26 protein-coding genes and 2 tRNA genes are annotated in these 25,258 nt (G+C 71.1%); 7 read left to right on the forward strand and 21 right to left on the reverse strand.

The window, feature by feature from the left end; genetic code table 11:
• Nucleotides 1–24 precede the first annotated feature (24 nt).
• The 9 genes from ruvA to pgsA form a co-directional block, all read right to left on the reverse strand.
• The gene (ruvA, locus tag OHB41_RS11290; protein ID WP_266697732.1) at nucleotides 25–633 is read right to left on the reverse strand and encodes a Holliday junction branch migration protein RuvA; all 609 of its coding nucleotides are present in this window, start codon (nucleotides 631–633) and stop codon (nucleotides 25–27) included.
• A complete protein-coding gene (gene ruvC / locus OHB41_RS11295) occupies nucleotides 630–1,223 on the reverse strand; it encodes a crossover junction endodeoxyribonuclease RuvC (protein ID WP_266697733.1) in 594 nt (197 codons plus the stop codon). Before ruvC ends, ruvA begins: the two co-directional genes overlap by 4 nt.
• Nucleotides 1,224–1,351: 128 nt before the next feature.
• Nucleotides 1,352–2,104, reverse strand: a complete 753-nt coding sequence (locus tag OHB41_RS11300; RefSeq protein WP_266697734.1) for a YebC/PmpR family DNA-binding transcriptional regulator — start codon at nucleotides 2,102–2,104, stop codon at nucleotides 1,352–1,354.
• A gap of 74 nt (nucleotides 2,105–2,178) precedes the next feature.
• Nucleotides 2,179–2,784 carry a pyridoxal 5'-phosphate synthase glutaminase subunit PdxT gene (pdxT, locus tag OHB41_RS11305; protein WP_266697735.1) on the reverse strand — a complete coding sequence of 202 codons (606 nt, stop codon included), beginning with the start codon at nucleotides 2,782–2,784 and terminating at the stop codon, nucleotides 2,179–2,181.
• Between the two features lie 12 nt (nucleotides 2,785–2,796).
• Nucleotides 2,797–3,720, reverse strand: coding sequence for a pyridoxal 5'-phosphate synthase lyase subunit PdxS (gene pdxS / locus OHB41_RS11310; protein WP_168527196.1), 924 nt, complete (start codon nucleotides 3,718–3,720; stop codon nucleotides 2,797–2,799).
• Nucleotides 3,721–4,193: 473 nt separating this feature from the next.
• Complete coding sequence (locus tag OHB41_RS11315) at nucleotides 4,194–4,739, reverse strand: LemA family protein (RefSeq protein WP_266697737.1); 546 nt, start codon at nucleotides 4,737–4,739, stop codon at nucleotides 4,194–4,196.
• Nucleotides 4,740–5,025: 286 nt separating this feature from the next.
• Nucleotides 5,026–6,186, reverse strand: a complete 1,161-nt coding sequence (locus tag OHB41_RS11320) for a glycosyltransferase family 4 protein (protein ID WP_266697739.1) — start codon at nucleotides 6,184–6,186, stop codon at nucleotides 5,026–5,028.
• On the reverse strand, nucleotides 6,183–7,109 hold the full coding sequence (locus tag OHB41_RS11325; RefSeq protein WP_266697740.1) for a phosphatidylinositol mannoside acyltransferase: 927 nt from the start codon (nucleotides 7,107–7,109) through the stop codon (nucleotides 6,183–6,185). The genes OHB41_RS11320 and OHB41_RS11325 overlap by 4 nt, the downstream gene beginning before the upstream one ends.
• The gene (pgsA, locus tag OHB41_RS11330) at nucleotides 7,106–7,825 is read right to left on the reverse strand and encodes a phosphatidylinositol phosphate synthase (protein WP_266705779.1); all 720 of its coding nucleotides are present in this window, start codon (nucleotides 7,823–7,825) and stop codon (nucleotides 7,106–7,108) included. The genes OHB41_RS11325 and pgsA overlap by 4 nt, the downstream gene beginning before the upstream one ends.
• Nucleotides 7,826–8,067: 242 nt before the next feature.
• On the opposite strand from pgsA, the gene OHB41_RS11335 reads away from it, so the two are divergent.
• Both OHB41_RS11335 and OHB41_RS11340 read left to right on the forward strand, forming a co-directional pair.
• Nucleotides 8,068–10,266 carry an elongation factor G-like protein EF-G2 gene (locus OHB41_RS11335; RefSeq protein ID WP_266705781.1) on the forward strand — a complete coding sequence of 733 codons (2,199 nt, stop codon included), beginning with the start codon at nucleotides 8,068–8,070 and terminating at the stop codon, nucleotides 10,264–10,266.
• A gap of 210 nt (nucleotides 10,267–10,476) precedes the next feature.
• Complete coding sequence (locus OHB41_RS11340) at nucleotides 10,477–12,186, forward strand: AbeC-like domain-containing protein (protein WP_266697741.1); 1,710 nt, start codon at nucleotides 10,477–10,479, stop codon at nucleotides 12,184–12,186.
• A 612-nt stretch (nucleotides 12,187–12,798) separates the two neighbouring features.
• Here OHB41_RS11340 and OHB41_RS11345 read toward each other — a convergent pair.
• Nucleotides 12,799–13,359, reverse strand: coding sequence for an HIT family protein (locus OHB41_RS11345; protein ID WP_266697743.1), 561 nt, complete (start codon nucleotides 13,357–13,359; stop codon nucleotides 12,799–12,801).
• Between the two features lie 67 nt (nucleotides 13,360–13,426).
• Here OHB41_RS11345 and OHB41_RS11350 point away from each other — a divergent pair, with 67 nt between their 5' ends.
• Nucleotides 13,427–14,083 carry a potassium channel family protein gene (locus OHB41_RS11350; protein ID WP_266697744.1) on the forward strand — a complete coding sequence of 219 codons (657 nt, stop codon included), beginning with the start codon at nucleotides 13,427–13,429 and terminating at the stop codon, nucleotides 14,081–14,083.
• Nucleotides 14,084–14,162: 79 nt separating this feature from the next.
• On the opposite strand, the gene thrS is transcribed toward OHB41_RS11350, so the two are convergent.
• From thrS to OHB41_RS11365, 3 genes are all read right to left on the reverse strand, one after another.
• Nucleotides 14,163–16,148 carry a threonine--tRNA ligase gene (gene thrS / locus OHB41_RS11355; RefSeq protein WP_266697746.1) on the reverse strand — a complete coding sequence of 662 codons (1,986 nt, stop codon included), beginning with the start codon at nucleotides 16,146–16,148 and terminating at the stop codon, nucleotides 14,163–14,165.
• Nucleotides 16,149–16,253: 105 nt separating this feature from the next.
• Nucleotides 16,254–17,471 (reverse strand): hypothetical protein, encoded by a 1,218-nt coding sequence (locus OHB41_RS11360; protein WP_266697748.1) that lies wholly within the window; start codon nucleotides 17,469–17,471, stop codon nucleotides 16,254–16,256.
• Entirely contained in the window at nucleotides 17,468–18,034 is a 567-nt protein-coding gene (locus tag OHB41_RS11365; protein WP_153291635.1) for a DUF4365 domain-containing protein, read from the reverse strand. The genes OHB41_RS11360 and OHB41_RS11365 overlap by 4 nt, the downstream gene beginning before the upstream one ends.
• A gap of 170 nt (nucleotides 18,035–18,204) precedes the next feature.
• Between OHB41_RS11365 and OHB41_RS11370 the strand changes: the two genes are divergently transcribed.
• Nucleotides 18,205–18,930 carry a 3'-5' exonuclease gene (locus OHB41_RS11370; RefSeq protein ID WP_266697750.1) on the forward strand — a complete coding sequence of 242 codons (726 nt, stop codon included), beginning with the start codon at nucleotides 18,205–18,207 and terminating at the stop codon, nucleotides 18,928–18,930.
• A 115-nt stretch (nucleotides 18,931–19,045) separates the two neighbouring features.
• Here OHB41_RS11370 and OHB41_RS11375 read toward each other — a convergent pair.
• From OHB41_RS11375 to OHB41_RS11395, 5 genes are all read right to left on the reverse strand, one after another.
• A tRNA-Val gene (locus tag OHB41_RS11375) sits at nucleotides 19,046–19,117 on the reverse strand.
• Nucleotides 19,118–19,156: 39 nt separating this feature from the next.
• Nucleotides 19,157–19,603, reverse strand: coding sequence for an SRPBCC family protein (locus OHB41_RS11380; RefSeq protein ID WP_266697752.1), 447 nt, complete (start codon nucleotides 19,601–19,603; stop codon nucleotides 19,157–19,159).
• A 143-nt stretch (nucleotides 19,604–19,746) separates the two neighbouring features.
• Nucleotides 19,747–19,881, reverse strand: coding sequence for a hypothetical protein (locus OHB41_RS11385; RefSeq protein WP_266697753.1), 135 nt, complete (start codon nucleotides 19,879–19,881; stop codon nucleotides 19,747–19,749).
• Nucleotides 19,882–20,541: 660 nt separating this feature from the next.
• Nucleotides 20,542–20,613 (reverse strand) — tRNA-Val (locus OHB41_RS11390).
• A 106-nt stretch (nucleotides 20,614–20,719) separates the two neighbouring features.
• Nucleotides 20,720–21,154 (reverse strand): TIGR02611 family protein, encoded by a 435-nt coding sequence (locus OHB41_RS11395; protein WP_266697754.1) that lies wholly within the window; start codon nucleotides 21,152–21,154, stop codon nucleotides 20,720–20,722.
• A 191-nt stretch (nucleotides 21,155–21,345) separates the two neighbouring features.
• Here OHB41_RS11395 and OHB41_RS11400 point away from each other — a divergent pair, with 191 nt between their 5' ends.
• Together OHB41_RS11400 and OHB41_RS11405 are read left to right on the forward strand one after the other, a co-directional pair.
• Nucleotides 21,346–21,759 (forward strand): SsgA family sporulation/cell division regulator, encoded by a 414-nt coding sequence (locus OHB41_RS11400; RefSeq protein WP_003959770.1) that lies wholly within the window; start codon nucleotides 21,346–21,348, stop codon nucleotides 21,757–21,759.
• A 451-nt stretch (nucleotides 21,760–22,210) separates the two neighbouring features.
• Entirely contained in the window at nucleotides 22,211–22,768 is a 558-nt protein-coding gene (locus OHB41_RS11405) for a CGNR zinc finger domain-containing protein (RefSeq protein ID WP_266697756.1), read from the forward strand.
• Nucleotides 22,769–22,887: 119 nt separating this feature from the next.
• On the opposite strand, the gene OHB41_RS11410 is transcribed toward OHB41_RS11405, so the two are convergent.
• Both OHB41_RS11410 and OHB41_RS11415 read right to left on the reverse strand, forming a co-directional pair.
• Nucleotides 22,888–23,040 (reverse strand): hypothetical protein, encoded by a 153-nt coding sequence (locus OHB41_RS11410; protein WP_194280740.1) that lies wholly within the window; start codon nucleotides 23,038–23,040, stop codon nucleotides 22,888–22,890.
• Nucleotides 23,041–23,201: 161 nt separating this feature from the next.
• The gene (locus OHB41_RS11415; protein ID WP_266697758.1) at nucleotides 23,202–23,648 is read right to left on the reverse strand and encodes a hypothetical protein; all 447 of its coding nucleotides are present in this window, start codon (nucleotides 23,646–23,648) and stop codon (nucleotides 23,202–23,204) included.
• 206 nt (nucleotides 23,649–23,854) lie between these two features.
• On the opposite strand from OHB41_RS11415, the gene OHB41_RS11420 reads away from it, so the two are divergent.
• Nucleotides 23,855–24,373 carry a DsbA family protein gene (locus tag OHB41_RS11420; RefSeq protein WP_266697759.1) on the forward strand — a complete coding sequence of 173 codons (519 nt, stop codon included), beginning with the start codon at nucleotides 23,855–23,857 and terminating at the stop codon, nucleotides 24,371–24,373.
• Nucleotides 24,374–24,378: 5 nt separating this feature from the next.
• Here the strand turns inward: OHB41_RS11420 and OHB41_RS11425 are convergent, their stop codons facing one another.
• Nucleotides 24,379–25,203: a GNAT family N-acetyltransferase gene (locus OHB41_RS11425; protein ID WP_266697761.1), complete on the reverse strand. Its 825-nt coding sequence runs from the start codon at nucleotides 25,201–25,203 to the stop codon at nucleotides 24,379–24,381.
• Nucleotides 25,204–25,258: the final 55 nt, after the last annotated feature.

Consider the following 25,258-nt stretch of genomic DNA (forward strand, 5'->3'; position numbering starts at 1 on the left):
CGGGTCGGGTGGCGGGCCGCCGGGTCAGCGGGCGCGGTTGAGGGTCTGCAGGGCGGCCTTCAGGAGCCGGCCCACCTGGGGTGTGCCCTCCTCGGCCTCGGCCTGCGGGGCGACCGCGGAGACCGCCTCGTCGGCCTCGCGCGTGGCGTATCCGAGGCCGATCAGCGCGGCGTGCAGCTGCTCGCGCCAGCCGGTACTGACCGGGGCGCCGATCCCGGTGCTCGTGCCGAGCGGCTCGCCGAGCCGGTCCTTGAGCTCCAGCAGGAGTTTCTGGGCTCCCCGCTTGCCGATGCCGGGTACGGCGGTGAGTGCCTTCTCGTCACCCGTGGCGACCGCCCGGCGCAGGGCGTCGGGGGTGTGCACGGCGAGCATGGCCTGGGCGAGGCGCGGGCCGACACCGCTCGCGGTCTGCAGCAGCACGAAGGTCCCGCGCTCGTCGTCGTCCGCGAAGCCGTACAGGGTGAGGGAGTCCTCGCGGACGACCAGGGAGGTGGCGAGCCTGGCCGGCTGGCCCATGCGGAGCGTGGCGAGGGTGCCGGGCGTGCACTGGACGGCGATGCCGATGCCGCCGACCTCCACCACCGCTGAGTCGGGGGCGAGAGCGGCGACCGGGCCGCTGACGAAGGCGATCATGCGGTACGGCCTTTCGATGCGTGGTGCGGTGCGGCCTGCGACGCCGCTTGCGCCGCGTGCAGGGCGGCCGCCTGCTGGAGTCGGTTCTGCGCGACGGCCTGCTGGAGTCGGTTCTGGGCGGGCGCGCGCCAGATGTGACAGATCGCCAGCGCGAGGGCGTCGGCGGCGTCGGCGGGCTTGGGCGGCGCGTCCAGCCGGAGCAGCCGGGTGACCATCGCGCCGACCTGGGCCTTGTCCGCGCGTCCGCTGCCGGTGACGGCGGCCTTGACCTCGCTCGGGGTGTGCAGGGCGACGGGGATGCCGCGCCGGGCGGCACAGAGCATGGCGACGGCGCTGGCCTGGGCGGTGCCCATCACCGTACGGACGTTGTGCTGGCTGAACACCCGCTCCACCGCGACGCATTCGGGCGCGTACTCGTCGAGCCACCGCTCGATGCCCTGCTCGACGGCGACGAGGCGCAGGCCCAACTCGGCGTCGGCCGGGGTGCGTACGACACCGACCCCGCGCATCGTCAGGGGCCGGCCCGCGACTCCTTCGACCACGCCGACGCCGCATCGGGTCAGCCCGGGGTCGACACCCAGTACCCGCACCCCGGTCCCCCTTCGTCGATCTCCCCGGTCACCCACTGGTGACAGCTGTTTGTGCAGGCTATCGGGTGCCACTGACAAAGCGACGGGCCGACGGGTGTGTCCCGTCGGCCCGTTCGGCTGTCGGCGGCTCAGGCGTCGACCTTCTCCATGACCTCGTCGCTGACGTCGAAGTTGGCGAAGACGTTCTGCACGTCGTCGCTGTCCTCGAGCGCGTCGATCAGCTTGAAGATCTTCCGGGCGCCCTCCTCGTCCAGCTCGACCTGCATGGTCGGGACGAAGTTGGCGTCCGCGGAGTCGTAGTCGATCCCGGCGTCCTGGAGGGCGGTGCGCACGGCGACCAGGTCGGTCGCCTCGGAGATGACCTCGAAGGACTCACCGAGGTCGTTGACCTCCTCGGCGCCCGCGTCGAGCACGGCACCCAGGACGTCGTCCTCGGACAGGCCGCCCTTGGGGACGATGACGACGCCCTTGCGGTTGAAGAGGTACGAGACCGAACCCGGGTCGGCCATGTTGCCGCCGTTACGGGTCATGGCGACGCGGACGTCCGAGGCGGCGCGGTTACGGTTGTCGGTGAGGCACTCGATGAGCACCGCGACACCGTTCGGGCCGTAACCCTCGTACATGATCGTCTCGTAGTCGGCGCCACCGGCTTCGAGGCCGGCGCCGCGCTTGACCGCCGAGTCGATGTTCTTGTTCGGGACCGAGCTCTTCTTGGCCTTCTGGATGGCGTCGAAGAGCGTCGGGTTGCCGGACACGTCGGCGCCGCCCGTGCGGGCCGCCACCTCGATGTTCTTGATCATCTTCGCGAAGAGCTTGCCGCGCTTGGCGTCGATCACGGCCTTCTTGTGCTTCGTCGTAGCCCATTTAGAGTGGCCGGACATCTGCCTGTCTCCTTCGCGTAACCCATCCTGTACGAACTCCCCCACACTTTAAGAGCCTGGGGGACCCCCAGATCCTACAAGGAGCCGGGTGTCCGGTTCGCGCGCACCATGTCGACGAACAGGCCGTGCACGCGGTGGTCTCCGGTCAGTTCGGGGTGGAACGACGTGGCGAGCGCGTTGCCCTGGCGCACGGCGACGATGTGGCCCTCGTGCATGGCCAGCACTTCCGCCTCCGCACCCACGGACTCGACCCAGGGGGCACGAATGAAGACGCCCTCCACAGGATCGCCCCCGACGCCCTCGACGTCGACCGCCGCTTCGAAGGACTCGTTCTGGCGTCCGAAGGCGTTGCGGCGCACGATCATGTCGATGCCGCCGATCGTCTCCTGCCCCGAGCGCGGGTCGAGGATCTTGTCGGCGAGCATGATCATGCCGGCGCAGGTGCCGTACACGGGCATGCCTTCGCGCACGCGCGCGCGGAGAGGCTCCATCATGCCGAAGAGGTGGGCCAGCTTGGAGATGGTGGTGGACTCGCCACCGGGGATGACCAGGCCATCCACCTCGGCGAGTTCCTCGGGGCGCCGTACCGCCCTGGCCACGGCGTCGGCCGCGGCCAGGGCGATGAGGTGCTCCCGTACGTCACCCTGGAGGGCCAGGACGCCTATGACGGGGGTGCTCATGAGTGGTGTGTCCTACCAGCCGCGGTTGGCGTAGCGCTCGGCCTCGGGGAGGGTGTCGCAGTTGATGCCGACCATGGCCTCGCCCAGGTTGCGGGACGCGTCCGCGATGATCTTCGGGTCGTCGTAGAAGGTGGTGGCCTTCACGATGGCGGCGGCGCGCTTGGCCGGGTCGCCGGACTTGAAGATGCCGGAGCCGACGAAGACGCCCTCGGCGCCGAGCTGACGCATCAGCGCCGCGTCGGCCGGAGTGGCGACGCCGCCCGCGGAGAACAGCACCACCGGGAGCTTGCCGAGCTCGGCGACCTCCTTGACGATCTCGTAGGGGGCGCGCAGTTCCTTGGCCGCGGCGTACAGCTCGTTGTTGTCGTAGCCGCGCAGCCTGGCGATCTCGTTCTTGATCTGGCGCAGGTGGCGGACGGCCTCGACGACGTTGCCGGTGCCGGCCTCGCCCTTGGAGCGGATCATGGCGGCGCCCTCGGCGATGCGGCGCAGGGCCTCGCCCAGGTTGGTGGCACCGCAGACGAAGGGGGTGGTGAACGCCCACTTGTCGGAGTGGTTGACCTCGTCGGCCGGGGTGAGGACCTCGGACTCGTCGATGTAGTCGACGCCGAGGGACTGCAGGACCTGGGCCTCGACGAAGTGGCCGATGCGGGACTTGGCCATCACCGGGATCGAGACGGCGTCGATGATGCCCTCGATCATGTCCGGGTCGGACATCCGGGCCACGCCGCCGTCCTTGCGGATGTCGGCCGGGACCCGCTCCAGGGCCATGACGGCGACGGCGCCCGCGTCCTCGGCGATCTTCGCCTGGTCCGGGGTGACGACGTCCATGATCACGCCGCCCTTGAGCTGCTCGGCCATGCCGCGCTTCACTCGGGCGGTGCCGGTCGCCGCGTTGTCTTCGGGGCGGGCGGGGGTGGGGAGCGTGCTGGACACGGGTTGACCTCACTCGGTGAAAGAGGGTTTCTGCAGTACCGAGGAAACGGGAGTGGACCAGGCCACTGCAAGGGCCAATGGGGACCCGGTGGATCGTTTTCCGCCCCCGCCGCCCCTACCCTCCCCCAAGCTCTCGACTTCGCTCGAGCAGGGGGAACCCCCATCGTCCCCGGGGCTCCGCCCCGGACCCCGCCAGGGGCGCTGCGCCCCCCGGACCCCCGCCATCGCCCGAAGGGCTCGTCCTCAAACGCCGGACGGGCTGCAATACATGACCCCGGCCGGAACCATGCAGCACACGCCGACACCCCCAGCACAAGCCCGCATCTTCAGCGCAGGCCCGCACCTTCCGCACAGCCCGCATCTCCAGCGCAGGCCCGCATCTCCAGCCCGTCCCGCGTTCGAGGACGAGGCCGTTCAGGCCGAAGCGGGGGTCTGGGGGCGGCAGCCCCCAGGACGGCGGGGCAGCAGGCGGCTCAGTTCGTGGGCCGGTCAGCCAACGCGGTAGGCGGCTCGTCGTCCATCTCGAAGGCCATCGGGAAGGCGGCATGACCGGCCAGCCGGAACCACCGCACCTTGCGATGCCTGCGCAACGCCCGCGCCGCCCGCACGGCGTCGTTGTGGAACCGCCGGGCCATCGGCACCCGCCGTACCGCCTGCGCCAGCTCGCTCGCTGCCGCGTCCCCGCCCGGTGCCTCCCGCACCGCCTCCATCTGCTGCACCTCGCCGAAGACGGCCCGCAGGGCCTGGCTCAGCTCGCTCTCGGCGACCTCGCGCTGCTCCTCCTCCGCCTGCCGGGCGGCGTGCGCCGCCTCGTACAGCACGATGGAGGCGGCCGGGTCGAGCACCCCGGAGGTCGCCAGCTCCTGGGCGACCGAGGCGCGGCGCAACAGCTGCGCGTCGAGTGCGGCGCGCGCGGCGTCGATCCGGGCGTGCAGCCGGTCGAGACGCCCCGCGGTCCAGCTCAGGTAGAGGCCGATCGCGGCGAGGCCGACGAGGATCCAGATCAAGGTTGCGGTCACGGGCGGCAAGGCTACTCGGGCGTGGCCACCCGCCCCTCACGTCCCCTGCGCACGCGTCCGCCACGGAGAGGAGCGTCCGCGCACTCCCCCTCCCTAAGGGCTGTCCCGTAAGCCCGGCGAGCGCACGACGACAGCCACGGGCACCTCGCCGCGTTGTCGGATCGCCCGGATACACCCAGTACGAGGACGACCCTCCGCCTTGCGATGCACCGCATCCGACGCCGAGCGCCGATCCACCGGGGATCACGGGACAGCCCTTAGCCCCCCGCGTGCCACTCCCCGGCGCTCATTCCCGCGCCAGCCCGAACCGTGCCCGCAGCCCCGTCCGTTCGTCCGCGGCCACCGCCGCCGCCCCGTCCGTCACCGTCTCGTACACGGACAGGATGTCGGCGCCGACGGTCGACCAGTCGAAGCGCCGTACGTGAGCGCTGCCCCGCACACGCAGCTCGGCGCGGCGCTCGGGGTCGCCGAGCAGGCGTACGGCGGAAGCGGCCAGCGCGTCCGCGTCCTCGTTGGCGAACAGTTCCCCGGCCGCTCCCTGGTCGAGCACCTGGGCGAAGGCGTCGAGGTCGGAGGCGAGCACCGGCGCCCCCGCGGACATGGCCTCCACCAGGATGATCCCGAAGCTCTCGCCGCCGGTGTTGGGTGCCACGTACAGGTCGACGCTGCGCAGGAAGCGGGCCTTGTCCGCGTCGCTGATCATGCCGAGGAACTCGACGCGTGAACGCATCTCGGCGGGCAGCGACTCGACGGCCTCCTCCTCGTCGCCCCGGCCGGCGACCAGGAGTCTGGTCGACGGGCGTTCGGCGAGGATCTTCGGGAGTGCCTTCATGAGGACGGGCAGACCCTTGCGGGGCTCGTCGATGCGGCCGATGAACCCGAGGGTGTCGCCCTGCCACTCCTGCTGGGTCTTGGCGCGGGCGAAGAAGTCGACGTCGACGCCGTTCGGGATGACGACCGCGTCGCCGCCCAGGTGCTCGACGAGCGTGCGCCGCGCGTACTCGCTCACCGCGATCCGCGCGCTGATCTTCTCCAGCGCGGGCTGCAGGATCGGGTACGCGGCGATCATCGCCCGGGAGCGCGGGTTGGAGGTGTGGAAGGTGGCGACGATCGGCCCCTGCGCGGCCCAGCACGCGAGCAGTCCCAGGGACGGCGAGGTCGGTTCGTGGATGTGGATCACGTCGAAGGTGCCGTCGTGCAGCCAGCGCCGCACCCTGGCCGCCGACAGGAAGCCGAAGTTCAGGCGCGCCACGGAGCCGTTGTAGGGCACCGGGACCGCGCGGCCCGCCGAGACGACGTACGGCGGCAGGGGCGTCTCGTCGTCCGCGGGGGCGAGGACGGAGACCTCGTGCCCGAGGCGGATGAGGTGCTCGGCGAGGTCGCGGATGTGGAACTGGACGCCACCCGGCACGTCCCACGAGTACGGGCAGACGATGCCGATCTTCACGGCCGCTCCCCGTCGGACGGTGCGGGGCGGGGCTCCAGATCAGCGAGCCACAGGCGCTGCAGCATGTGCCAGTCCTCCGGATGGTCGGAAATACCCGTGGCGAAGGCGTCGGCCAGCGCCTGTGTCATGACAGACGTCTTCTCGGCCCGGGTACCTGTCTCGGGGACCTCGACGGGGGGATGCACACGGCCCTGCATCACCGGTGAGTCGTCGTACCAGAGCGTCACCGGGAGGAGCAGCGCCCCGGTCTGCTGGGCCAGCAGCGCCGGGCCCGCGGGCATCCGGGTGGCCTCTCCGAAGAACTTGACCTCGACGCCGGACGCGGACAGGTCGCGTTCGGCTACCAGACAGACCAGGCCTCCGTCGCGAAGCCGCCGGGCCAGGGTGCCGAACGCGGTGCCGCCGCTGTGCGGGAGGACCTCCATACCGAGGCCCTCGCGGTAGGCGACGAAGCGGTCGTACAGCGATTCCGGCTTGAGGCGCTCGGCCACGGTGGTGAACGGCGTCTCCAGCTTGGTGGTGACCCACGCGCCCGCGAGGTCCCAGTTGCCCATGTGCGGGAGGGCGAGGACGACACCCCGGTCCGAGGCGATGCCGTCCGTCAGGTGGTGCACGTCCCTGGGGTCGAATCCGTCCCGCACGCGCTCCCGGCTCCAGGCGGGAAGGCGGAAGGACTCCATCCAGTAACGCAGGTAGGAGCGCATGCCCGCCCGGGAGAGTTCCGCGAGCCGCTCCGGGCCCGCGTCGGGCACCACGCGCGCGTAGTTGCTCTCCAGGCGCAGTACGCCCTTGCCGCGTTTCCTCCAGGCGGCGTCCGCAATGGCGCGGCCTAGACGTACGGCGACCGGCTCCGGGAGCGTCTTGACGGTGCTCCAGCCGAGCGCGTACGCCCCGTCCACCAGTCTGTCCTGGAGGCTGGTCACGAGGTGGCCCCGCTGCTGTGCGCGGCGGCCGCGTCGGCCTCGGCGGACTCCCGGCGCACCGTGACGACGCGCTGGACCAGCGTGACCAGGCTGCCGACGGCGACGATCCACAGGGCGACGGGCAGCAGCCACTGGATGCCGGGCACCCCGAACTGGTGCAGCCCCGCGAGGCCCGCCGCGACCAGCGAGATCACCAGGCGTTCGGCGCGTTCCACCAGACCGTTGACGGCGACCGGCAGGCCGATCGACTCGCCGCGGGCTTTGGTGTACGAGACCACCTGGCCGCTGGCCAGACAGAAGATCGAGACGGCGCAGAGCACGTTGTCGTCGCCGTTGCCCGCGTACCAGAGGGCGAAGCCGCCGAAGATGGCCCCGTCGGCGACCCGGTCGAGCGTGGAGTCCAGGAAGGCACCCCACCGGCTGGAGCGGCCGAGCTGGCGCGCCATGTTGCCGTCGACCAGGTCGGAGAAGACGAAGAGCGTGATGCCGATCGTGCCCCAGAAGAACTCTCCCCGGGGGTAGAAGACCAGCGCGCCCGCCATCACTCCGGCCGTGCCCAGGAGGGTGACCGTGTCGGGGCTCACCCCCCGGCGGATGAGAAACGCGGCGAACGGTGTGAGGACACGCGTGAAGAATGCACGCGCGTACTTGTTCAGCATGGCCTTCCCGAGGGTCGGTGTCGCCGGACGGCCCCTGCTGGCCCCCGGCTGGCCCATCGTAGTCACGCGCGCGGATGTGCGACGGTCGGGCACCCGCACCCCGTGTCACGCGGGACACCCCGGGCGGCACGGCGCGATCGCGTCCGCCGTATGGACGCACCGTGACGCGAGTGCAAAGCTCGAAGTCACCGCGGGCGTCATCGGAGCCGTACCGCTGGGGGTACCCCGGACCTGGTTCCGGGGCAGGATCCGTCGTGCCCGCGCCCACAGAGACCTCACCGTGCACGGGAGGCAAGGCCATGGGCGACAAGGCGAACACACACCCCGGAGCCGCCGGCAGGGCTACGGCGGCCGACCACCCCGCGTCCGTACGGAATGTGGTGCTGGTCGGCCACAGCGGATCGGGCAAGACGACTTTGGTGGAGGCTCTCGCGCTGACCGCGGGAGCCGTGAACCGGGCGGGCCGGGTGGAGGACGGCACCGCCGTATCCGACTACGACGAGATCGAGCACCGGCAGCAGCGCTCGGTGCAGCTCTCCCTGGTACCCGTCGCATGGGACGGGTACAAGATCAACATCCTCGACACCCCCGGATACGCCGACTTCGTCGGGGAGCTCAGGGCCGGTCTGCGCGCCGCGGACGCGGCCCTCTTCGTGGTCTCGGCCTCGGACGGCGTGGACGGCTCGACCCGGATGGTCTGGGACGAGTGCGCGGCGGTCGGCATGCCGCGGGCCATCGTGGTCACCCACCTCGAATCGGCCCGCGCCGACTTCGACGCGATGACCAGGATCTGCGCGGAGGCCTTCGGCGCCGACGACCCCGACGCCGTACTGCCGCTCTACCTGCCGCTGCACGGAGAGTCGGGCCCCGACGGGCACGCGCCGGTGACCGGGTTGATCGGGCTGCTGTCGCAGCGGCTGTTCGACTACTCGTCCGGCGAGCGCGAGGAGGCCGAGCCGGTGGACGGGCAGCTGCCGCTGATCGCGGAGGCGCGCAACCGGCTGATCGAGGGGATCATCGCCGAAAGCGAGGACGAGACCCTCATGGACCGCTATCTGGGCGGCGAGGAGATCGATTTCAAGACACTGGTGCAGGATCTGGAGCGGGCCGTGGCGCGCGGGGCGTTCTTCCCCGTGCTGGCCGCCGCGCCCGCCGCCGAGGGCGCCCGGCAGGGTCTCGGCACGGTCGAGCTCCTGGAGCTCGTCACCGGCGGCTTCCCGACCCCGCTGGAGCGCGCGGCACCCACGGTGACCACGCCGGACGGCGCGGCGCGGGAGGTCAGGGCCTGCGACCCGGACGGGCCGCTGGTGGCGGAGGTCGTGAAGACGGCGAGCGACCCCTACGTCGGCCGGGTCTCGCTCGTCCGCGTCTTCTCCGGCACCCTGCGCCCCGACGAGACGGTGCACGTCTCCGGACACGGGCTCACCGACCGCGGCCACGAGGACCACGACGTCGACGAACGCGTGGGCGCGCTGTCCGCGCCGTTCGGCAAACAGCAGCGCGCCCTCACCCACTGCATCGCGGGCGACCTGGCGTGCGTGGCGAAGCTCAACCGGGCGGAGACCGGGGACACGCTCTCGGCCAAGGACGACCCGCTGCTGATGGAACCGTGGCAGATGCCCGACCCGCTGCTGCCACTCGCCATCCAGGCCCACAGCAAGGCCGACGAGGACAAGCTCTCGCAGGGTCTCGGCCGGCTGGTCGCCGAGGACCCCACCATGCGCCTGGAACAGAACCAGCACACCCACCAGGTGGTCCTGTGGTGTCTGGGCGAGGCGCACGCGGACGTCGCCCTGGAACGGCTGCGCAGCCGGTACGGCGTCCAGGTCGACGTGGTCCCGCACAAGGTTTCCCTGCGGGAGACGTTCGCGGCCAGGTCCGCGGGGCGCGGGCGCCATGTGAAGCAGTCCGGCGGCCACGGCCAGTACGCGATCTGCGAGATCGAGGTCGAACCCCTCCCGAACGGGTCGGGCATCGAGTTCGTGGACAAGGTCGTCGGCGGGGCCGTGCCACGGCAGTTCATCCCGTCCGTCGAGAAGGGCGTGCGCGCCCAGGCGGCCCGGGGCGTGGCCGCGGGCCATCCGCTCATCGACGTACGGATCACCCTGCTCGACGGCAAGGCGCACTCGGTGGACTCCTCCGACGCCGCCTTCCAGACCGCGGGCGCGCTGGCGCTGCGCGAGGCCGCCGCCGAGGCGAGGATCCATCTGCTGGAGCCGGTCGCCGAGGTGACCGTCATGGTCGGCGACGACTACGTGGGCGCCGTCATGAGCGACCTGTCGGGGCGGCGTGGCCGGGTCGTCGGCACGGAGCAGACGAGCGGCGGCCGCACGCTCGTACGGGCCGAGGTGCCGGAGATGGAGATCGGGCGGTACGCCGTCGATCTGCGCTCGCTCTCGCACGGCACCGCGCGTTTCCAGCGCAGTTACGCGCGGCACGAGCCTATGCCGCCGCAGATCGCCGAGAGGATGCGCGAACAGACGCGGGAGGCCTCGTAATTCACACCGGACAGGCTTCGGTTCACCCTCGGCGGGCGGCTTCGGCCGTCCGCCGACGAAGGCCGCCGCCTGCCGATACGCTGATGACCTGATCAAGCTGATGGCTGATGACGTGGCGAGTCGATCACCATGACAGGCTGATCAACAGGTGTGCGGGGCAGGGAAGTCGGGAAAAGCCGCAGAAGCGACACCGCGGCGATGGGGGCGGGAATGACGGTTCCAACCGGTTTCGAGGACATCTTCGGGCCACAGGTGCCACGTTCGGGTTCGGACGAGATGGCGACCTACGCCCTGGCCTCGGCCGCGTACCGGGACGACGAGGTCGGGAAGATCCTCGAGGCCAACAACGAGTGGCACGAGTCGAAGGTCAGCCCGAGCCGCAAGTGGGCGACGATCTTCCGGCCCAACCTCGGCGAGGCCTTCGCCCAGTCCGTGGTGAACCGGATGCTGGGTGTCGGCCGCAAGCCGGTCGTCCAGTCCTTCGGCATCGAGCCGCAGGCGGTGGTCGAGCACTGTCTGGCGGCCAACCGCCTCCGCAGGGAGCGCGACACCCGCCTCACGGTCGTGATGGCGGTCTGCGGCCTGCTCTTCCTGCCGGGCCTCCTGCTGTGGCTGCTGGTCTTCCAGATACGGACCGCCGTCTCCAAGCGCGAGGACAAGCGTGCCTCCGCCCTCGCCACCGCTCTCCTCGTCGCCGTGGGCGTCGTCGCCGTGATCGCCATGATCCGGCTGCCCTTCACCGGTCCCCTGGCCTGGTACGTGCGGGGCGCGATCGTCGCCCCGGTCGTCGGCTGGCTGCTGGCGAAGCAGATCTGCGAGCGCACCGCGAAGGACCTGCGCGCCCGCTGGAACAACCTCCTGTCCGGCAGCACCGTGGGCGCCCGGGTCCCCGAGTCCGTCCCCAGCAGCCCCGGCGACACCCGGGCCGAGCGGCTGCGTCAGGCGTTCGGCGAGCTGCGGGACGAGCAGCGGTCGAACTCGGTCTTCTACGCCGGCCCCAAGGGCATCCTCGGCATGGGTACGCGCTGGGGGCACTGGCACCTCGCCGAGGATCTGGTGCCGGTCGTCTCGGACCAGGTGCAGAAGGTGGGGTCGCTCAGCGCGGAGCTCGCCAAGCACCTGGTGCCGCCCCCGGAGATCAACAGGTTCCAGAGCTTCGACGTCGTGAGCGCCATCGAGCGGGCGCTGGAGCGGCTCAACACGAGCCCGCTGACCACGGGCGGTTTCCCCAAGCCCGAGATCCGGCACTGGGTCGTCACGCACATCCCGGCGACCGCCAAGGAGGTCACGCGCCCGAGCGGCAGCACGGCTCACCAGGTCAACCTCCAGCAGATACGGGACATCTGCAACAAGCAGCAGTACAACAGCGGCCAGCGGCACTACCTCGGGGTCCAGTGGACCCTCTTCGACGGCCAGTTGGTGATCAGCATGCTCGTCTCGGTGACGGTGCTGCACAAGACCCTGCGCATCGAACTCACCGGCCACGCCCTGGGACCGGTCAACGGCCTGTTCATGGGGAAGCCGGCGGCCAAGGAGAAGAAGGTCGCCAAGACGGTCAAGTTCTGGGAGACCCGCACGGTGAAGCTCCCGCTGGTCGGCAACGACGAGGTCGTACGGCTCGCGGCCCGCGCCCCGTTCACCTGGTACCCGCCGTTCCTGAACTGGCTCGGCGGCTCGCTGACGCTTCCCGAACCCTTCGGACTGCGGCACGCCTGGGCCGACCAGCCCTGGAAGAACCGCTTCATGACCGACGACGTCCTGCGCTCCGCGACCCCCGTGCTCCGTGTCGTGCACGAGGCGGTCATCGAGTTCCTCAAGGGCCACAACGTGGACACCACGAAGTTCGACGGCCGCACGTCCGTGCTCAGCGGCGCGGTACAGGACCCGACACCGAAGAAGGACGACGTCTACGACGCGTAGGCCTCCGGCGGCTCAGCAGGAGGCGGCGGCTCCCGTGCGCGCCGTCACGGGGCGCGGACGGGCGCCGTGCTCGCCGGGGGCGGGCGCGGGCGGGCGCCGCGCGGGTCCCGGGCGGGTGCCGTTCGGGTCAGGCGCGGGCGCCGTGCGGGGCGAAGTGCGGGGCGCGGACGGGCGCCGTACGGAGCACGGCCGGCGCCGCACAGGTCACGAGCGGGCGCCGTGCAGGGCTGAGTGCGGGACACAGGCAGGCGCCGTACGGAGCACGGCCGGGCGCCGTACGAGTCACGAGCGGGCGCCGCACGGAGCACGGGCAGGCGCCCGCACGAGTCACGAGCGGGCCGTACGGAGCACGGGCAGGCGCCCGCACAAGTCACGAGCGGGGCGCCGTACTGAGCACGGCCGGGCGTCGTACTAGTCACGATCGGGCTTTACCTAGCACGGGCAGGCGCCGCACGAGTCACGAGCGGGCCGTGCCGGGCGACGTGCGGGGCACGTGCACGCGCCGTGCCAGGCGTGGGCGTGCGCCGTGCGGGGCGCCGGGGCCGGCCCGTGGGAGCGGTCGGGGCGTGGATTCCCACGCCCCCTTTCCGCGCCCTTACGGGCCCGGCAGGGCTACGGCTTGGGCCAGGCCTCCGCGAGCATCTTGCGGGTGTCCGCGAGCAGTTGGGGCAGGACCTTGGTGTGACCGACGACCGGCATGAAGTTGGTGTCGCCGCCCCAGCGGGGCACGACGTGCTGGTGGAGGTGGGCGGCGATACCCGCGCCGGCCACAGTCCCCTGGTTCATGCCGATGTTGAAGCCGTGCGCACCGGACGCGGCCCGCAGCGCGGTCATGGCCTGCTTGGTCAGCTCGCCGAGCTCGGCGGTCTCCGGGCCGGTCAGGTCGGTGTAGTCCGCGACATGGCGGTAGGGCACGACCATGAGATGGCCGCCGTTGTACGGGTAGAGGTTGAGCACCGCGTACACCTGCTCACCGCGCCTGACGATGAGCCCGTCCTCGTCGGACTTGGCAGGGATCGAGCAGAACGGACAGCCGTCATCGGCCCCCGGGCCGGTGGGCTTGTTCTCGCCCTGGATGTAGGCCATCCGGTGGGGCGTCCACAAGCGCTGGAACGCGTCCTGCGTCCCCACTCCGATCTGCTGCTCCGGCTCACTCGTCATGTGGTGCAGCATATTGCTTCGCCCGTTCGCGGCGTGTCGGCGGGGCTCGCCCGAATGCGCCCCGGGCCAAGCTGGGCCTGTGGACGACGACAGCCCGCAGGCCCGCTGGGAACGGCGCACCGAGGTCCCGCTCGGTCTGTGCTCGCTGCTGTTTCTCACCGCCTACGCGGTGCTGGTCCTGGGCCACGGTCTGCCGCCCGCCGCGCGGGACGCGTGCCTGGCCGCGATGCTGGCCGCCTGGGGTCTGTTCCTGGTCGACTACGGAGTGCGCTGGCGGCTGAGCGGCCAGGGGCCCCGCTTCGTACCGGCCCACTGGCTGGACACGCTGGTGCTCGTCCTGCCCCTGCTGCGCCCGCTGCGCGTCGTCAAGGTGTACGAGGCCGTGCAGCGCCGTCGCGGACAGCCCCGTCTCGCCCTGCACGCGCGCGTGGTCTTCTACGCGGGTCTGTCGGTGCTGCTGCTCGGCTTCGCCGGGGCTCTCGCCGTCTACCAGCAGGAGCACTCGGCACCGCACGCGACGATCCGCACCTTCGGGGACTCGGTGTGGTGGACGTGCTCCACCCTCGCGACGGTGGGTTACGGGGACGCCGTCCCGGTGACCCGGCTGGGACGCACGATCGCGGTGGGTCTGATGGCGTGCGGTCTGGCGCTGCTCGGCGCGGTCACAGGGTCGTTCTCGTCGTGGCTGCTGCACGTCTTCGCGCGCGAGGACGACGAGAGGCCCCCGGGGTTCTGAACTCCCCGGGGGCCCCTCGCCGTGTGCGTCGGATCACTCTCCGCGTCGGATCGCTCTCCGCGTCGGATCACTCCGCGCGTCAGACCTGCGTGCGCTCCTCGACGATCTTCGCGATCTTGGCGATCGCCTCGTCGACCGGGATGCCGTTCTCCTGCGAGCCGTCGCGGTAGCGGAAGGAGACGGCGCCGGCCGCCATGTCCTCGTCGCCCGCGATGACCATGAAGGGCACCTTCTGCTTCTGCGCGTTGCGGATCTTCTTCTGCATGCGGTCGGAGGAGGAGTCGACCTCGACGCGCAGGCCCTTCTTCTTCGCCTCGGCGGCGAACTTCTGGAGGTACTCCACGTGCGCGTCGCCGATCGGGATGCCGACCGCCTGGACGGGCGCCAGCCAGGCCGGGAACGCGCCCGCGTAGTGCTCGAGGAGCACCGCGAAGAAGCGCTCGATGGAGCCGAACAGCGCGCGGTGGATCATCACCGGACGCTGCTTGGAGCCGTCGGGACCGGTGTACTCGAGGTCGAAGCGCTCGGGCAGGTTGAAGTCGAGCTGCACGGTCGACATCTGCCAGGTCCGGCCGATGGCGTCCTTGGTCTGGACGGAGATCTTCGGGCCGTAGAACGCGGCGCCGCCCGGGTCGGGGACGAGCGGGAGGCCCTGCTTCTCGGCCACCTGCCGCAGCGTCTCGGTGGCCTCCTCCCAGACCTCGTCGGAGCCGACGAACTTCTCCGGGTCCTTGGTGGACAGCTCCAGGTAGAAGTCGGTGAGGCCGTAGTCGCGCAGCAGGTTCAGGACGAAGGTGAGCGTCTTGTCGAGCTCGTCCGCCATCTGCTCCTTGGTGCAGTAGATGTGCGCGTCGTCCTGCGTGAAACCGCGGGCGCGGGTCAGGCCGTGCACGACGCCCGACTTCTCGTACCGGTACACGGTCCCGAACTCGAAGAGACGCAGCGGCAGTTCGCGGTACGAGCGGCCGCGCGCGTCGAAGATCAGGTTGTGCATCGGGCAGTTCATGGGCTTGAGGTAGTAGTCCACGCCCTCGTCGAGCTGCATGGGCGGGTACATGCCGTCGGCGTACCAGTCCAGGTGGCCCGAGGTCTCGAAGAGCTTCCCCTTGGTCGCGTGCGGGGTGTAGACGAACTCGTAGCCCTCCTCCTCGTGCCGCCGGCGCGAGTAGTCCTCCATGACCCGGCGGATGATGCCGCCCTTGGGGTGGAAGACGGCGAGGCCGGAGCCGATCTGGTCCGGGATGGAGAAGAGGTCCAGCTCGTTGCCCAGCTTGCGGTGGTCGCGCTTCTCGGCCTCCGCGAGGAAGTCCAGGTGCGCCTTCAACTCGTCCTTGGACGGCCAGGCGGTGCCGTAGATGCGCTGGAGCATCGGGTTCTTCTCGCTGCCACGCCAGTACGCGCCGGCGTTGCGCATGAGCTTGAACGCCGGGATGTTGCGGGTGGTGGGCAGGTGAGGACCGCGGCAGAGGTCCTTCCAGCACAGCTCGCCGGTCTTGGCGTCGAGGTTGTCGTACATGGTCAGTTCGCCGCCGCCGACCTCGACGTCCGCGCCGTCGGTCCCGTCCTGGGCGGCCGCGGTGCCCTTGATGCCGATGAGCTCCAGCTTGTACGGCTCCGTGGCGAGCTCCTCGCGGGCGGCCTCGTCGGTGACCACACGGCGGGAGAAGCGCTGGCCGCGCTTCTGGATCTCCTGCATCTTCTTCTCGATGGCCTTGAGATCCTCGGGCGTGAACGGCTTCTCGACGTCGAAGTCGTAGTAGAAGCCGTCCTTGACCGGCGGGCCGATGCCGAGCTTGGCCTCGGGGAAGAGCTCCTGCACGGCCTGGGCCATGACGTGCGCGGTGGAGTGGCGCAGGATGTTCAGGCCGTCCTGGGAGGAGATCTCGACCGGCTCGACCTCCTCGCCGTCCTTCACCTCGTACGCGAGGTCCTTCAGCTCGCCGGCCACGCGCGCCGCGACGACGGTGCGCTCACCGGTGAAGAGATCGGCGGCCGTAGTGCCCGTCGTCACCACGCGCTCTTCCCGCTCGGAATCGCGTTGGATGATCACACGGACGTCTGACACCGGACTCTCCTGCCTGAAGGTGGGCGCGCCGCGACACGCGGGCGCAGACAGGAATCGTACCGAGCCGAGGCCCCCCTCCGCGAAACGGTTCCCGCCGGTCCGGGCTCAGTCCCCGCTGCAGGCCTCCTCGAAGAAGTCCAGATTCTCCTGGAGCGACTTCATCAGCCGGTCGCGTTCGGCCTCGTCGACCTGCACGGGTGCGACCCCGGAGGCGTCCGTGAGTCTGCGGAAGCCGCCGCGGCTCTCCAGCCGCCCGTGCACCCGCACCGGCAGCCCGACGAGATGGGCCTGCCCCGCTATCCGGTACGCCTCCTCGTCGAGGGTCACACGTACGTACGGGACCTCGGCGCCCGCGATGACCCGCAGCCGTACGGTGCCCTCGCCGCGCGGCTCCGACCTGCGTATCCGCACCACGGCGCCGGTGATCCGGACCGGCACGGACGGTTCCTCGCGCAGGTAGCGCGCCGCGGCCTCGCGCAGCACGGGCACGTCGCCGGGCGAGAACTCGACGGCCTCGTCGGGCGACGCGCAGCCCTCGGGTACGCCGGCGGCGGGCGCCCACTCGACGGCGATGCGGGCGCCCTCGGTGCCGCGTACGAGGGCGACGACGGCCTCGGTGAGTTCATGGCTGACGCCTGCTTCGACGGCCGCGTCGAAGGCGTCCATGCCGCCGGTGGCCCGCTGGTAGTCGATGGCCTCGCGGGCGGCGTACAGCGCCTGGTGCAGGCGTATGGCCATCGGCCGGCCGGTGTCCACGGGTACGAAGGCGGTGAGCCGGCGTCCGTCGGGGTCGGCGCCGACGAGGACGTTCTCCAGGGAGGCGGCGGCGGGCCTGCGGTACCGGATGCCGTAGTAGCCGGCCCGCGCGCGGGTGGCGAGGGCGGCCGCGAGCAGCATCTGGCGGGCGGCCGAGCGCAGCCGCTCCTCGACGCTCCAGGGCGTGGCGCCGACCGGGCCCCTCGGGACGTCGCGCCACCAGCGGATCTCGTCGCTGGGCACGGCGAGCGCGACCAGGACGTCGCGCGCGGAGGGGGAGCCGCTGCGGGAGAGTGCGTCGAGGGCCTCGCCGAGGAGGTCGTCGCTGTCGGGGAAGGCCCGGTTCTCGGGCACGAGCAGGCTGGTGCCCGAGCCGCCGGGCCCGGGTGGGGTCCACCTGCCGTACCGTCCCGCGGCGCCGCCGCGGCGCTGCCAGCCGTGCCGGTGCAGCAGCGCGCTGAGCACGGCGGGGTCGACCTGGCCGGGCTCGGGCGGCTCGGTCCAGTGGGCCTCCGCGGGGTGCGGCCTGACCGGCCGGAGGGGCTCGTCGATCGGACGGTGCGTCATGGTCTGCCTCCCGTCCCGACCCGCGTCATGATCTCGCACAGGGCCCGGTCGTCGAAGATGCGCGAGGTCGGTATGCGGACGGTGGTTCTGCGCCGGCCCGTGACGGGCTGCCCGGCGAGGTTGGTCCAGTAGCAGCAGTGCCGCAGGTCGAGGCGGTCGTGGCTGGCGCGCAGCCAGTCGTCCTGGGACCGGGGCACGAGCATCACGACCAGGATCTTGTGCACCGAGACCGGGGTGCGGGCGAGCTTCGCCAGGTGCTCGTTGTCGAGCGTGAAGGAGAAGGCGGGTCCAGGGGGGTTCGGCGGGATCTGGTACGTGCACTTGAGCTGCACCTTGATGGTGACTTCGTCGTCGACCGTGTGTCCCGGGCCGCTGTGACTGACGTGCCAGTCGATCCCGTTGTCCGGAAAGGGCTGGGACAGCGAGCAGCCGGCCGCGGCGGCGACGGCGTGCAGGTAGCCGACCTGCAGTGTCTCCATGCAGGCGGTGGTGGCGAGCGTGCCGCGATGGGGTGCCGTCCGCTGGGGCAGCAGCCCGCCCCGCTCGGGCTGCGCGATTGCCATGAGTCCAACAGCCTTCCAAGCCAAGAGAATCCCCGCGACGGGCCGCTGAACTGCAAAGACCCGTACCTCTGTTGTCTCCTTCCGGCGTACGGCGCAAACAGCCCGGGTATCACCAAACGGGCAGAAGACGGTGCGTCAGCTGCCGTGGGTGAACGAGGAGTTGTGTGCGTATGACGTGCTGGTACGAGGGCCCCTTGGCCGCGTTCGACACGGAGACCACGGGCGTGGACGTCGAGACCGACCGGATCGTGTCGGCCGCCGTCGTCGTCCAGGACGCCGCGGGTTCCCGCCCCCGGGTGACCCGGTGGCTGGTGAACCCGGGGGTGCCGGTTCCCGAGGGTGCGACGGCGGTGCACGGGCTGACGGAGGAACATCTGCAGCGCAACGGCCGCTGGCCGTCGCCGGTGATGGACGAGATAGTCCGGGTGCTGGACGAGCAGGCGGCGGTGGGCCGCCCGCTGGTGGTGATGAACGCGCCGTTCGATCTGACGCTCCTGGACCGGGAGTTGCGCAGGCATCGGGCGTCCTGTCTCGACCGCTGGTTCGAGTCGGCGCCGCTGCGCGTGCTCGATCCACGGGTCCTGGACAAACATCTGGACCGCTATCGCAAGGGCCGGCGCACACTCACCGACCTCTGCGCTCACTACGGCGTCGCCCTGGAGGGCGCGCACGACGCGGCGGCGGACGCGCTGGCCGCGATGGAGGTGGTACGTGCGGTGGGACGCCGGTTCGCGCCCCGGCTGGAGCGGCTCTCCCCCGCCGAACTGCACACCTTGCAGTCCGTGTGGCACGCGGCGCAGGCACGTGGGCTGCAGGCCTGGTTCGCGCGCAGCGGCTCGGAGGAGTCGGTGGATCCGTCGTGGCCGCTGCGGCCGGAGCTGTCCGCGGCGGCCTGAGCGCGGGCGCGCGTGGCGGGCCGACGCGAGCGTGGGACGGCCCGCGTGGACACCGGCACCGGCCGTCCGGCATGCAAGAAGGCCGGTCCGTCTGCGACGGACCGGCCTTTCCCGGTGGGCGATACTGGGTTCGAACCAGTGACCTCTTCGGTGTGAACGAAGCGCTCTCCCACTGAGCTAATCGCCCGGGAACGGACTGAACAATACAGGTCCTGGCGGGTGTCGTTCAAACCGCTCGCAGAGAGGCCCTCAGTCCGTGCTGCCCGGCACGCATCATCAGCGCGTGGTTGAGCCTGAACAGAGGCCGTCCCGGCACCGCGAGCCGCCGCAGCAGGGGCTTGCGCACGTCGACCTCCTGGTCGTACCGGGCGCGGGTGCCCGGCCCGTCGGCGCGCACGGTCCAGCAGGCCCAGCCCTCGATGTCGCCCGACATCGCGATCTCCAGGACCCCGGCGACCGGGTCGCTCCGCACCTCGTGTGCGGTGAAGACCAGGTCGTACGGCAGGAGCGAGCGGACCCGGATGATGCCGCTCCGGTCGCCGGCCGGGCGCACCTCGCGGACCTGGGGCCACCAACGCGGGTAGTCCTCGGCCTGTTCGAGAGCACGGTAGACGTCGGCGGGCGGCGCGGGCAGGGCCCACAGGCTGCGGAAGCGGTAGTGACACCAGTCCATGGACCGAGTGTGCCGGTCCGGGGATCCGCGGACGAGGCCGGTACGTGCCGACTTCTGCCACCGGGGACCGCGGACTCGGTTTCGACGAGGCCGATCTGACGGGGTGGTGGACGGACGGCCGCAACCGCGTCGCTGCTGCCGGGTCAGTCCGTGCCGCCGGGCACCTTCCGGATGTCGTGGATCTTCCTCGGGGCGGTGCGGCATCCGTCCCGGGTCCAGTCCCGCCAGGGCGTGATGCCCGCCTTCTCAAATACCCCCTCGCCGACGGCAAGTGACATCGTGTCGGATCGGAAGGAATACCGAGTTGCTTTACGTTGACTTGACCGGCCTTCTCGACTCCGGCATTTCCGGCGTCTATCCGCGGCCCGGGGTCGGGCAGCACTCCTCTCTTGTCGTACTTCCGCAAGAAGGGGACCGCGTTCCGGAATATGTCCGACCGATTTCCACGGGCGGCTCCGGTCCGGAACTTCTCCCAAAAGGCCACATAATCCTGGAAGTCCGTCTTCACCCCGATCTTCGGGCGTTGGAGTGTTCGTGGCGGGGCGGGGGCACGGGGGAGGGCACCCGGGCGGTGGTGTGCGGGGCCGACACAAGGGCTGACGGCAGGTCATCCGGGAGCGGGCACCGGGGACGCTGTCGATCGTGGCCCACCTCGCCCACCCCGGGCGGCGGCGCCAACACCTCGCGGGCGCGGCCCGCACCCGTCCGGCACCGCCGCGGAGACCGGCACCGGGCATCGAGCCCCATGCCCCGAGGCCGAGGCCCTCTTCGTTCGCCCTGGACGTCGCTGTCCGGCCACATGGCCCCATGGCCGAGATACCGCGGTACGCGGCGCCGAGACGCTACACAGAGTGACCTGACGCGTCGTGACCTGGCTCGGAAACGACGAAGGCGGCCCTGTCCACGTATCCGTGGATCTGGGCCGCCTGCCGTGCTTGTGGGCGATACTGGGATCGAACCAGTGACCTCTTCGGTGTGAACGAAGCGCTCTCCCGCTGAGCTAATCGCCCGGGCGCAGGGAGAACATTACCCCATGTCAGGGGGTGACTCCGACCGGCCGGAGGCGCTCAAGGCCGCCCCGGGGGACGCCTCACCGTCACCCCTTGTCACCCCTTGTCACTCCTTGATGTTCCAGGGCATCTCGAAGCCGAACTTCCAGAGGTAGACGGCACAGAGGGCCGCGACGATCACCAGGCCGACGCTCGTCAGGATGATGTTGCGACGCCGGACCGCGGGGTCGAGCGCCCGCTGCGTCGCCTCCGTGACCTTGCGCTTCGTCCAGCGCAGCACCAGCTGCGCCCAGACGAACTCGGTCGCCCAGATCGCCATGCCCCCGAAGATCACCAGCCAGCCGGGGCCCGGCAGCGGAAGCATGATCACGCCCGCGACGACCACCGCGAGCCCCACGACGAAAACGCCCACCTGCCAGCTCAGGTGCAGCGCGCGACGCGCCTTGATGAATTCCGGCGCCCGCGAACCGAGCGGCTGCTCGGCCTTCCTCTCGCCATCAGCCATGGCGGCCTCGCCCGGCTCGTCACTCCCCGTATTCATACGACCAAACCCTACCGGAGAGAAACCAGTCACCGGAATGGCCCTATCCGGCGAAGGCACCCTCGGCCGGATGAGTTACGTAAAGGCACGCAAAACACTCAGAGGGGTTTACAACGGCACCGTAGGTGGCATGTCGATTTCGCCGACGTGCGAATCCCCGAGCGCACACTGAGCGAAAGGCCCTGGCGCTTATGAACACCACGGTCAGCTGCGAGCTGCACCTGCGCCTCGTTGTGTCGAGCGAGTCCTCACTGCCTGTTCCCGCAGGACTGCGGTATGACACGGCCGATCCCTACGCCGTGCACGCCACCTTCCACACCGGAGCCGAGGAAACCGTCGAGTGGGTGTTCGCCCGCGACCTCCTCGCGGAGGGCCTCCATCGGCCCACCGGTACCGGCGACGTCCGAGTCTGGCCGTCCCGAAGTCATGGTCAGGGCGTCGTATGCATCGCCCTGAGCTCCCCGGAGGGCGAGGCTCTGCTCGAGGCCCCGGCGCGGGCCCTGGAGTCCTTCCTGAAGCGAACGGACGCCGCCGTGCCGCCAGGCACGGAACACCGGCACTTCGATCTCGACACGGAGCTCTCACACATCCTGGCCGAGAGCTAGCGACTCCACAGAGCCGCCCGGCGCCGTCCACTCGGGGAGACGGCTCGGGCTAACACAACCGCATAGGGCACAACCGAGTTAGGCACAACAGCATGTGGCACAACCGCACAGATCACGAACACCGGCGCCGTCGCCGCGGACTCCCGCGGCGACGGCGTCGGTGCGTGCAGGGACGGGCGCCCTGGGTACCAAGGTCGTGACGTGAGGTGACGTCGTCGGACCGGGACCGGGCACCGTCAGCACGGGGCAGCGTCCGTCCGGTTCCTCCGCACCGTCCCTCCGGTTTCTTCGCGCCGTGCGCCCGGTCACGCAGTGCACACGCCCGCCCGCCCTCCGGGCCGCCCGGAGGCATGCCGACCGGGCCGTCCCCGCTCCCCCGCGGCCGGGAAGCCACTACCATCGGCCAGCATCGGCGGGCGGCCGCCCGACCCTCAGGCCAGGGAGCAAAAACGTGCTGATCACCCACGACACCCGGTGCGCCCTCGACACCGTGGTGGATCTGGTGAACACCGCGCCGGAGGACGACACGGCGGACGGACTCGCGGATGTCCCGTCCCTCGCCGATTTCGTACGAAAGCACGAAATCAGTGATGTCGGTGTGCTGTCGGCGCAGGATCTCGCGGCCGTACGCGGGGTCCGCGGCCGGTTCGCCGGGGTCTTCGCGGCCGACGAGCCGCGGATCGCCGCCGGGCTCATCAACGAGCTGGTCGCCGCGGCGGGCACCACGCCCCGCCTCACCGACCACGACGGTTACGACTGGCACGTGCACTACTTCGCGCCGGGTGCCTCGGTCGCCGACCACCTCGCGGCCGACTGCGGGATGGCGCTGGCGTTCTTCGTGGTCGCCGGAGAGCAGGACCGGCTGCGCCGGTGCGAGGCGCCGGACTGCCGGCGCGCCTTCGTCGATCTCTCGCGCAACCGCTCGCGCCGCTACTGCGACAGCCGGACGTGCGGAAACCGGCTCCACGTGGCCGCGTACCGGGCACGCCGGAAGGAAGCGGCGGGCTGAGGGGTCGCCGAGGAGGCCGCGGAAAAAGGGTCGACATGCGGCGGACCGACGTGTGACGGACTGGACGGCGGCGGGCTACGGAGCCCTCGGCGGGTGACGCCAGGGGCTCCGTGTACGGCTCAGAGCAGCAGCAGGTCGTGCAGCGAAGCCATGAGCAGGAGACAGCCGATCACCGCCAGGAAGATCATCAGCGGTGGCTGGGAAAGTGCGAAGAGACAACCTCGCCGCTCCTCGGGCGGCGCGGCGGGGTCGCTCTGTGTTGTGTCCAGCATCTCGCGGCGATGATGACGCAGCCACCACCCGCTTCGCGATCAACACGCCCGGGATGACAGGGAGTTCGCCAATATCCGCAATATCCGCGATGAGCAGGAACGAACGTGATCGTTTCCGCGACCCGCATGATCCGCCGTGTCGCTTCAGACCGTGCGGGGCGTCATATGCCGTGCTTCTTCAGGATGGCCTCGATGTCGCTGAAGTCGTCCCCGGCGCCCGAGGCCCTGGGGGTCGTGGCGGGGCGCGCGGCCGGGCGGGAGCCCTGGCTCAACGAGGGCGCCGAGGCGGTGGGGGCCACCGCCTCACGCTGGGCGGCGCGGGCGGCCGCCTTGCGTTCCTTGCGGGTTCCGCCACCGCGCCGCTCCACGGCCCGCACCGTCATGAACAGCAGCCAGGCCGCGGCGAGCACGGCGAAGCCCGCCCAAGCGGTCGGGCTGAACGCGGTGTCGGCCAGCCAGCCGACGACCCCGGTCATCACCAGTCCGACCGGCACCAGCGCGTAGGCGGCGATGCGGGCGGCGGCGAGGAAGCGCTTGCGGTAGGCCGTGACCGCGGCGATGCCCAGGCCGGCGGCGGAGACGGCGGAACAGACGGTCTCGGCAATCATCCGGTCCTCCAGGGCAGGGCTCGACGGGGCGGGGGCGGTTCGTCCCTTCCATCCTGCACCGCCCCGCGCCCGATATGCCATGCTCCGGGCATACCTCAGGGACATCTCCGGGTCGGGGTCCTCCCCAGGTCCCGGTCCGCACGTCACCGGCCCGCGCCCCTCGGTCCCGTGTCGGCGACCGGGCCCGGGACTGGGAGACTGGGGGCATGAACGACTCCTCCGCAGCCCGGCCCACCGCCGTCCTGGACGTCTGGTGCGAACTCCAGTGCCCCGACTGCCGCGACGCCCTCGACGACCTGCGCGCGCTGCGCGCTCGCTACGGCGACCGGCTGGAGCTGCGGCTGCGGCACTTCCCGCTGGAGAAGCACCGGCACGCCTTCGCCGCCGCGCAGGCCGCCGAGGAGGCCGCCGAGCAGGGGAGTGCCTGGCCGTACGTGGAGGCGGTGCTCGGCCGTGTCGAGGAGCTGGACCGCGGGGGCGAGCCCTTCCTGATCGAGGTCGCCCGTGAACTCGGCCTGGACGCGGAGGAGTTCGACACCGCTCTGATCGACGGTCGGCACATCCTGATCGTCGACGCCGACCAGGCCGAGGGCAAGGCCATCGGCGTGACCGGCACCCCGACGTACGTCATCGGCGGCGAACGGCTCGACGGCGGCAAGAGCCGGGAGGGCCTGCGCGAGCGCGTCGAGGAGATCGCCGACCGGCTGCTGGCCGGGAGCGAGTAGCGCCCTCAGAGCAGGTTCTTGTAGAGGTGGTACGAGCTCGTGGTGTAGCCGAGCGACTCGTAGAGCTTCTCGGCCGGGGTGTTGCCCGCGAACACGTTGAGGCCTATGCGGTCCCGCCCGCCGGTCACGGCCTGGGCCTCGGCCAGCAGCATCAGGGCCCGACCGTGGCCACGGCCCCGGTACGCCGTGTCGGCCTCGACGTCGAGCACGTACGCCATGTCGGGCCACAGCCCCACCCACAGGGTGCCGACCGGGGTTCCCTCCTGCTCCAGGACGCTGATCAGCGTGTTCTCACTGGCCAGGCCGTCCGGCATGAACCTGGCGTGCCCCAGGTCGGTCTTGGTGTACGCCTCCGCCTCGGGCACGCCCCGCTCGATCAGGGCGCGGGCGAACGCCTCGCGTTCGCGGGCCAGCCAGGGGACGTACTCGGCCTCGGTCATGGGCCGTCCGACGCTCCCGGCGGGCAGTCCGGGCGGCGGCCCGTCCAGGCGCTTCGTCATGTTGCGGTTGCTGAGGACGTATCCGAGCGTCGTGGCGAGCCGGAGTGCGGCCTCCGCGTCCCCGGGCACCGAGGTCTCGACGCGTCTGCAGCCCCAGCCGCGCGCCACCTCCTCGGCCGCGAGCACGGCCACCGTGCCCCGGCCACGGCCGCGGTCCGGTTCGTCGATGCTCAGCTCCCCGACCCGGCCCACGGTGGGCCCGTACTCGGCATGGGTGGAGAGATGGATCCCGCCCACGGGGCGGCTGTTCACGCACACCTGGTAGTGGCGGGACAGCGCCCCGTCGGCTCCGCGCTGAAGCGGCTCGGTCGGCCGCAGGGTCGTGGTCATCAGGGGTGTTCTACCCGCCCCACGGTCCCCCGTCATCCCGTTTTACGACCGCCGG

The sequence above is a fragment of the Streptomyces sp. NBC_01571 genome (assembly GCF_026339875.1).
GTDB lineage: Bacteria > Actinomycetota > Actinomycetes > Streptomycetales > Streptomycetaceae > Streptomyces.

What these genes read in the sequence shown, in the direction of transcription:
- ruvA (WP_266697732.1), bottom strand. Translation starts at nt 633, where the DNA reads ATGATCGCCTTCGTCAGCGGCCCGGTCGCCGCTCTCGCCCCCGACTCA.
- OHB41_RS11300 (WP_266697734.1), bottom strand. Translation starts at nt 2,104, where the DNA reads ATGTCCGGCCACTCTAAATGGGCTACGACGAAGCACAAGAAGGCCGTG.
- pdxT (WP_266697735.1), bottom strand. Translation starts at nt 2,784, where the DNA reads ATGAGCACCCCCGTCATAGGCGTCCTGGCCCTCCAGGGTGACGTACGG.
- pgsA (WP_266705779.1), bottom strand. Translation starts at nt 7,825, where the DNA reads ATGGGCCAGCCGGGGGCCAGCAGGGGCCGTCCGGCGACACCGACCCTC.
- OHB41_RS11335 (WP_266705781.1), top strand. Translation starts at nt 8,068, where the DNA reads ATGGGCGACAAGGCGAACACACACCCCGGAGCCGCCGGCAGGGCTACG.
- OHB41_RS11340 (WP_266697741.1), top strand. Translation starts at nt 10,477, where the DNA reads ATGACGGTTCCAACCGGTTTCGAGGACATCTTCGGGCCACAGGTGCCA.
- OHB41_RS11345 (WP_266697743.1), bottom strand. Translation starts at nt 13,359, where the DNA reads ATGCTGCACCACATGACGAGTGAGCCGGAGCAGCAGATCGGAGTGGGG.
- OHB41_RS11360 (WP_266697748.1), bottom strand. Translation starts at nt 17,471, where the DNA reads ATGACGCACCGTCCGATCGACGAGCCCCTCCGGCCGGTCAGGCCGCAC.
- OHB41_RS11365 (WP_153291635.1), bottom strand. Translation starts at nt 18,034, where the DNA reads ATGGCAATCGCGCAGCCCGAGCGGGGCGGGCTGCTGCCCCAGCGGACG.
- OHB41_RS11370 (WP_266697750.1), top strand. Translation starts at nt 18,205, where the DNA reads ATGACGTGCTGGTACGAGGGCCCCTTGGCCGCGTTCGACACGGAGACC.
- OHB41_RS11380 (WP_266697752.1), bottom strand. Translation starts at nt 19,603, where the DNA reads ATGGACTGGTGTCACTACCGCTTCCGCAGCCTGTGGGCCCTGCCCGCG.
- OHB41_RS11385 (WP_266697753.1), bottom strand. Translation starts at nt 19,881, where the DNA reads ATGTCACTTGCCGTCGGCGAGGGGGTATTTGAGAAGGCGGGCATCACG.
- OHB41_RS11395 (WP_266697754.1), bottom strand. Translation starts at nt 21,154, where the DNA reads ATGAATACGGGGAGTGACGAGCCGGGCGAGGCCGCCATGGCTGATGGC.
- OHB41_RS11400 (WP_003959770.1), top strand. Translation starts at nt 21,346, where the DNA reads ATGAACACCACGGTCAGCTGCGAGCTGCACCTGCGCCTCGTTGTGTCG.
- OHB41_RS11410 (WP_194280740.1), bottom strand. Translation starts at nt 23,040, where the DNA reads ATGCTGGACACAACACAGAGCGACCCCGCCGCGCCGCCCGAGGAGCGG.
- OHB41_RS11415 (WP_266697758.1), bottom strand. Translation starts at nt 23,648, where the DNA reads ATGATTGCCGAGACCGTCTGTTCCGCCGTCTCCGCCGCCGGCCTGGGC.
- OHB41_RS11420 (WP_266697759.1), top strand. Translation starts at nt 23,855, where the DNA reads ATGAACGACTCCTCCGCAGCCCGGCCCACCGCCGTCCTGGACGTCTGG.
- OHB41_RS11425 (WP_266697761.1), bottom strand. Translation starts at nt 25,203, where the DNA reads ATGACCACGACCCTGCGGCCGACCGAGCCGCTTCAGCGCGGAGCCGAC.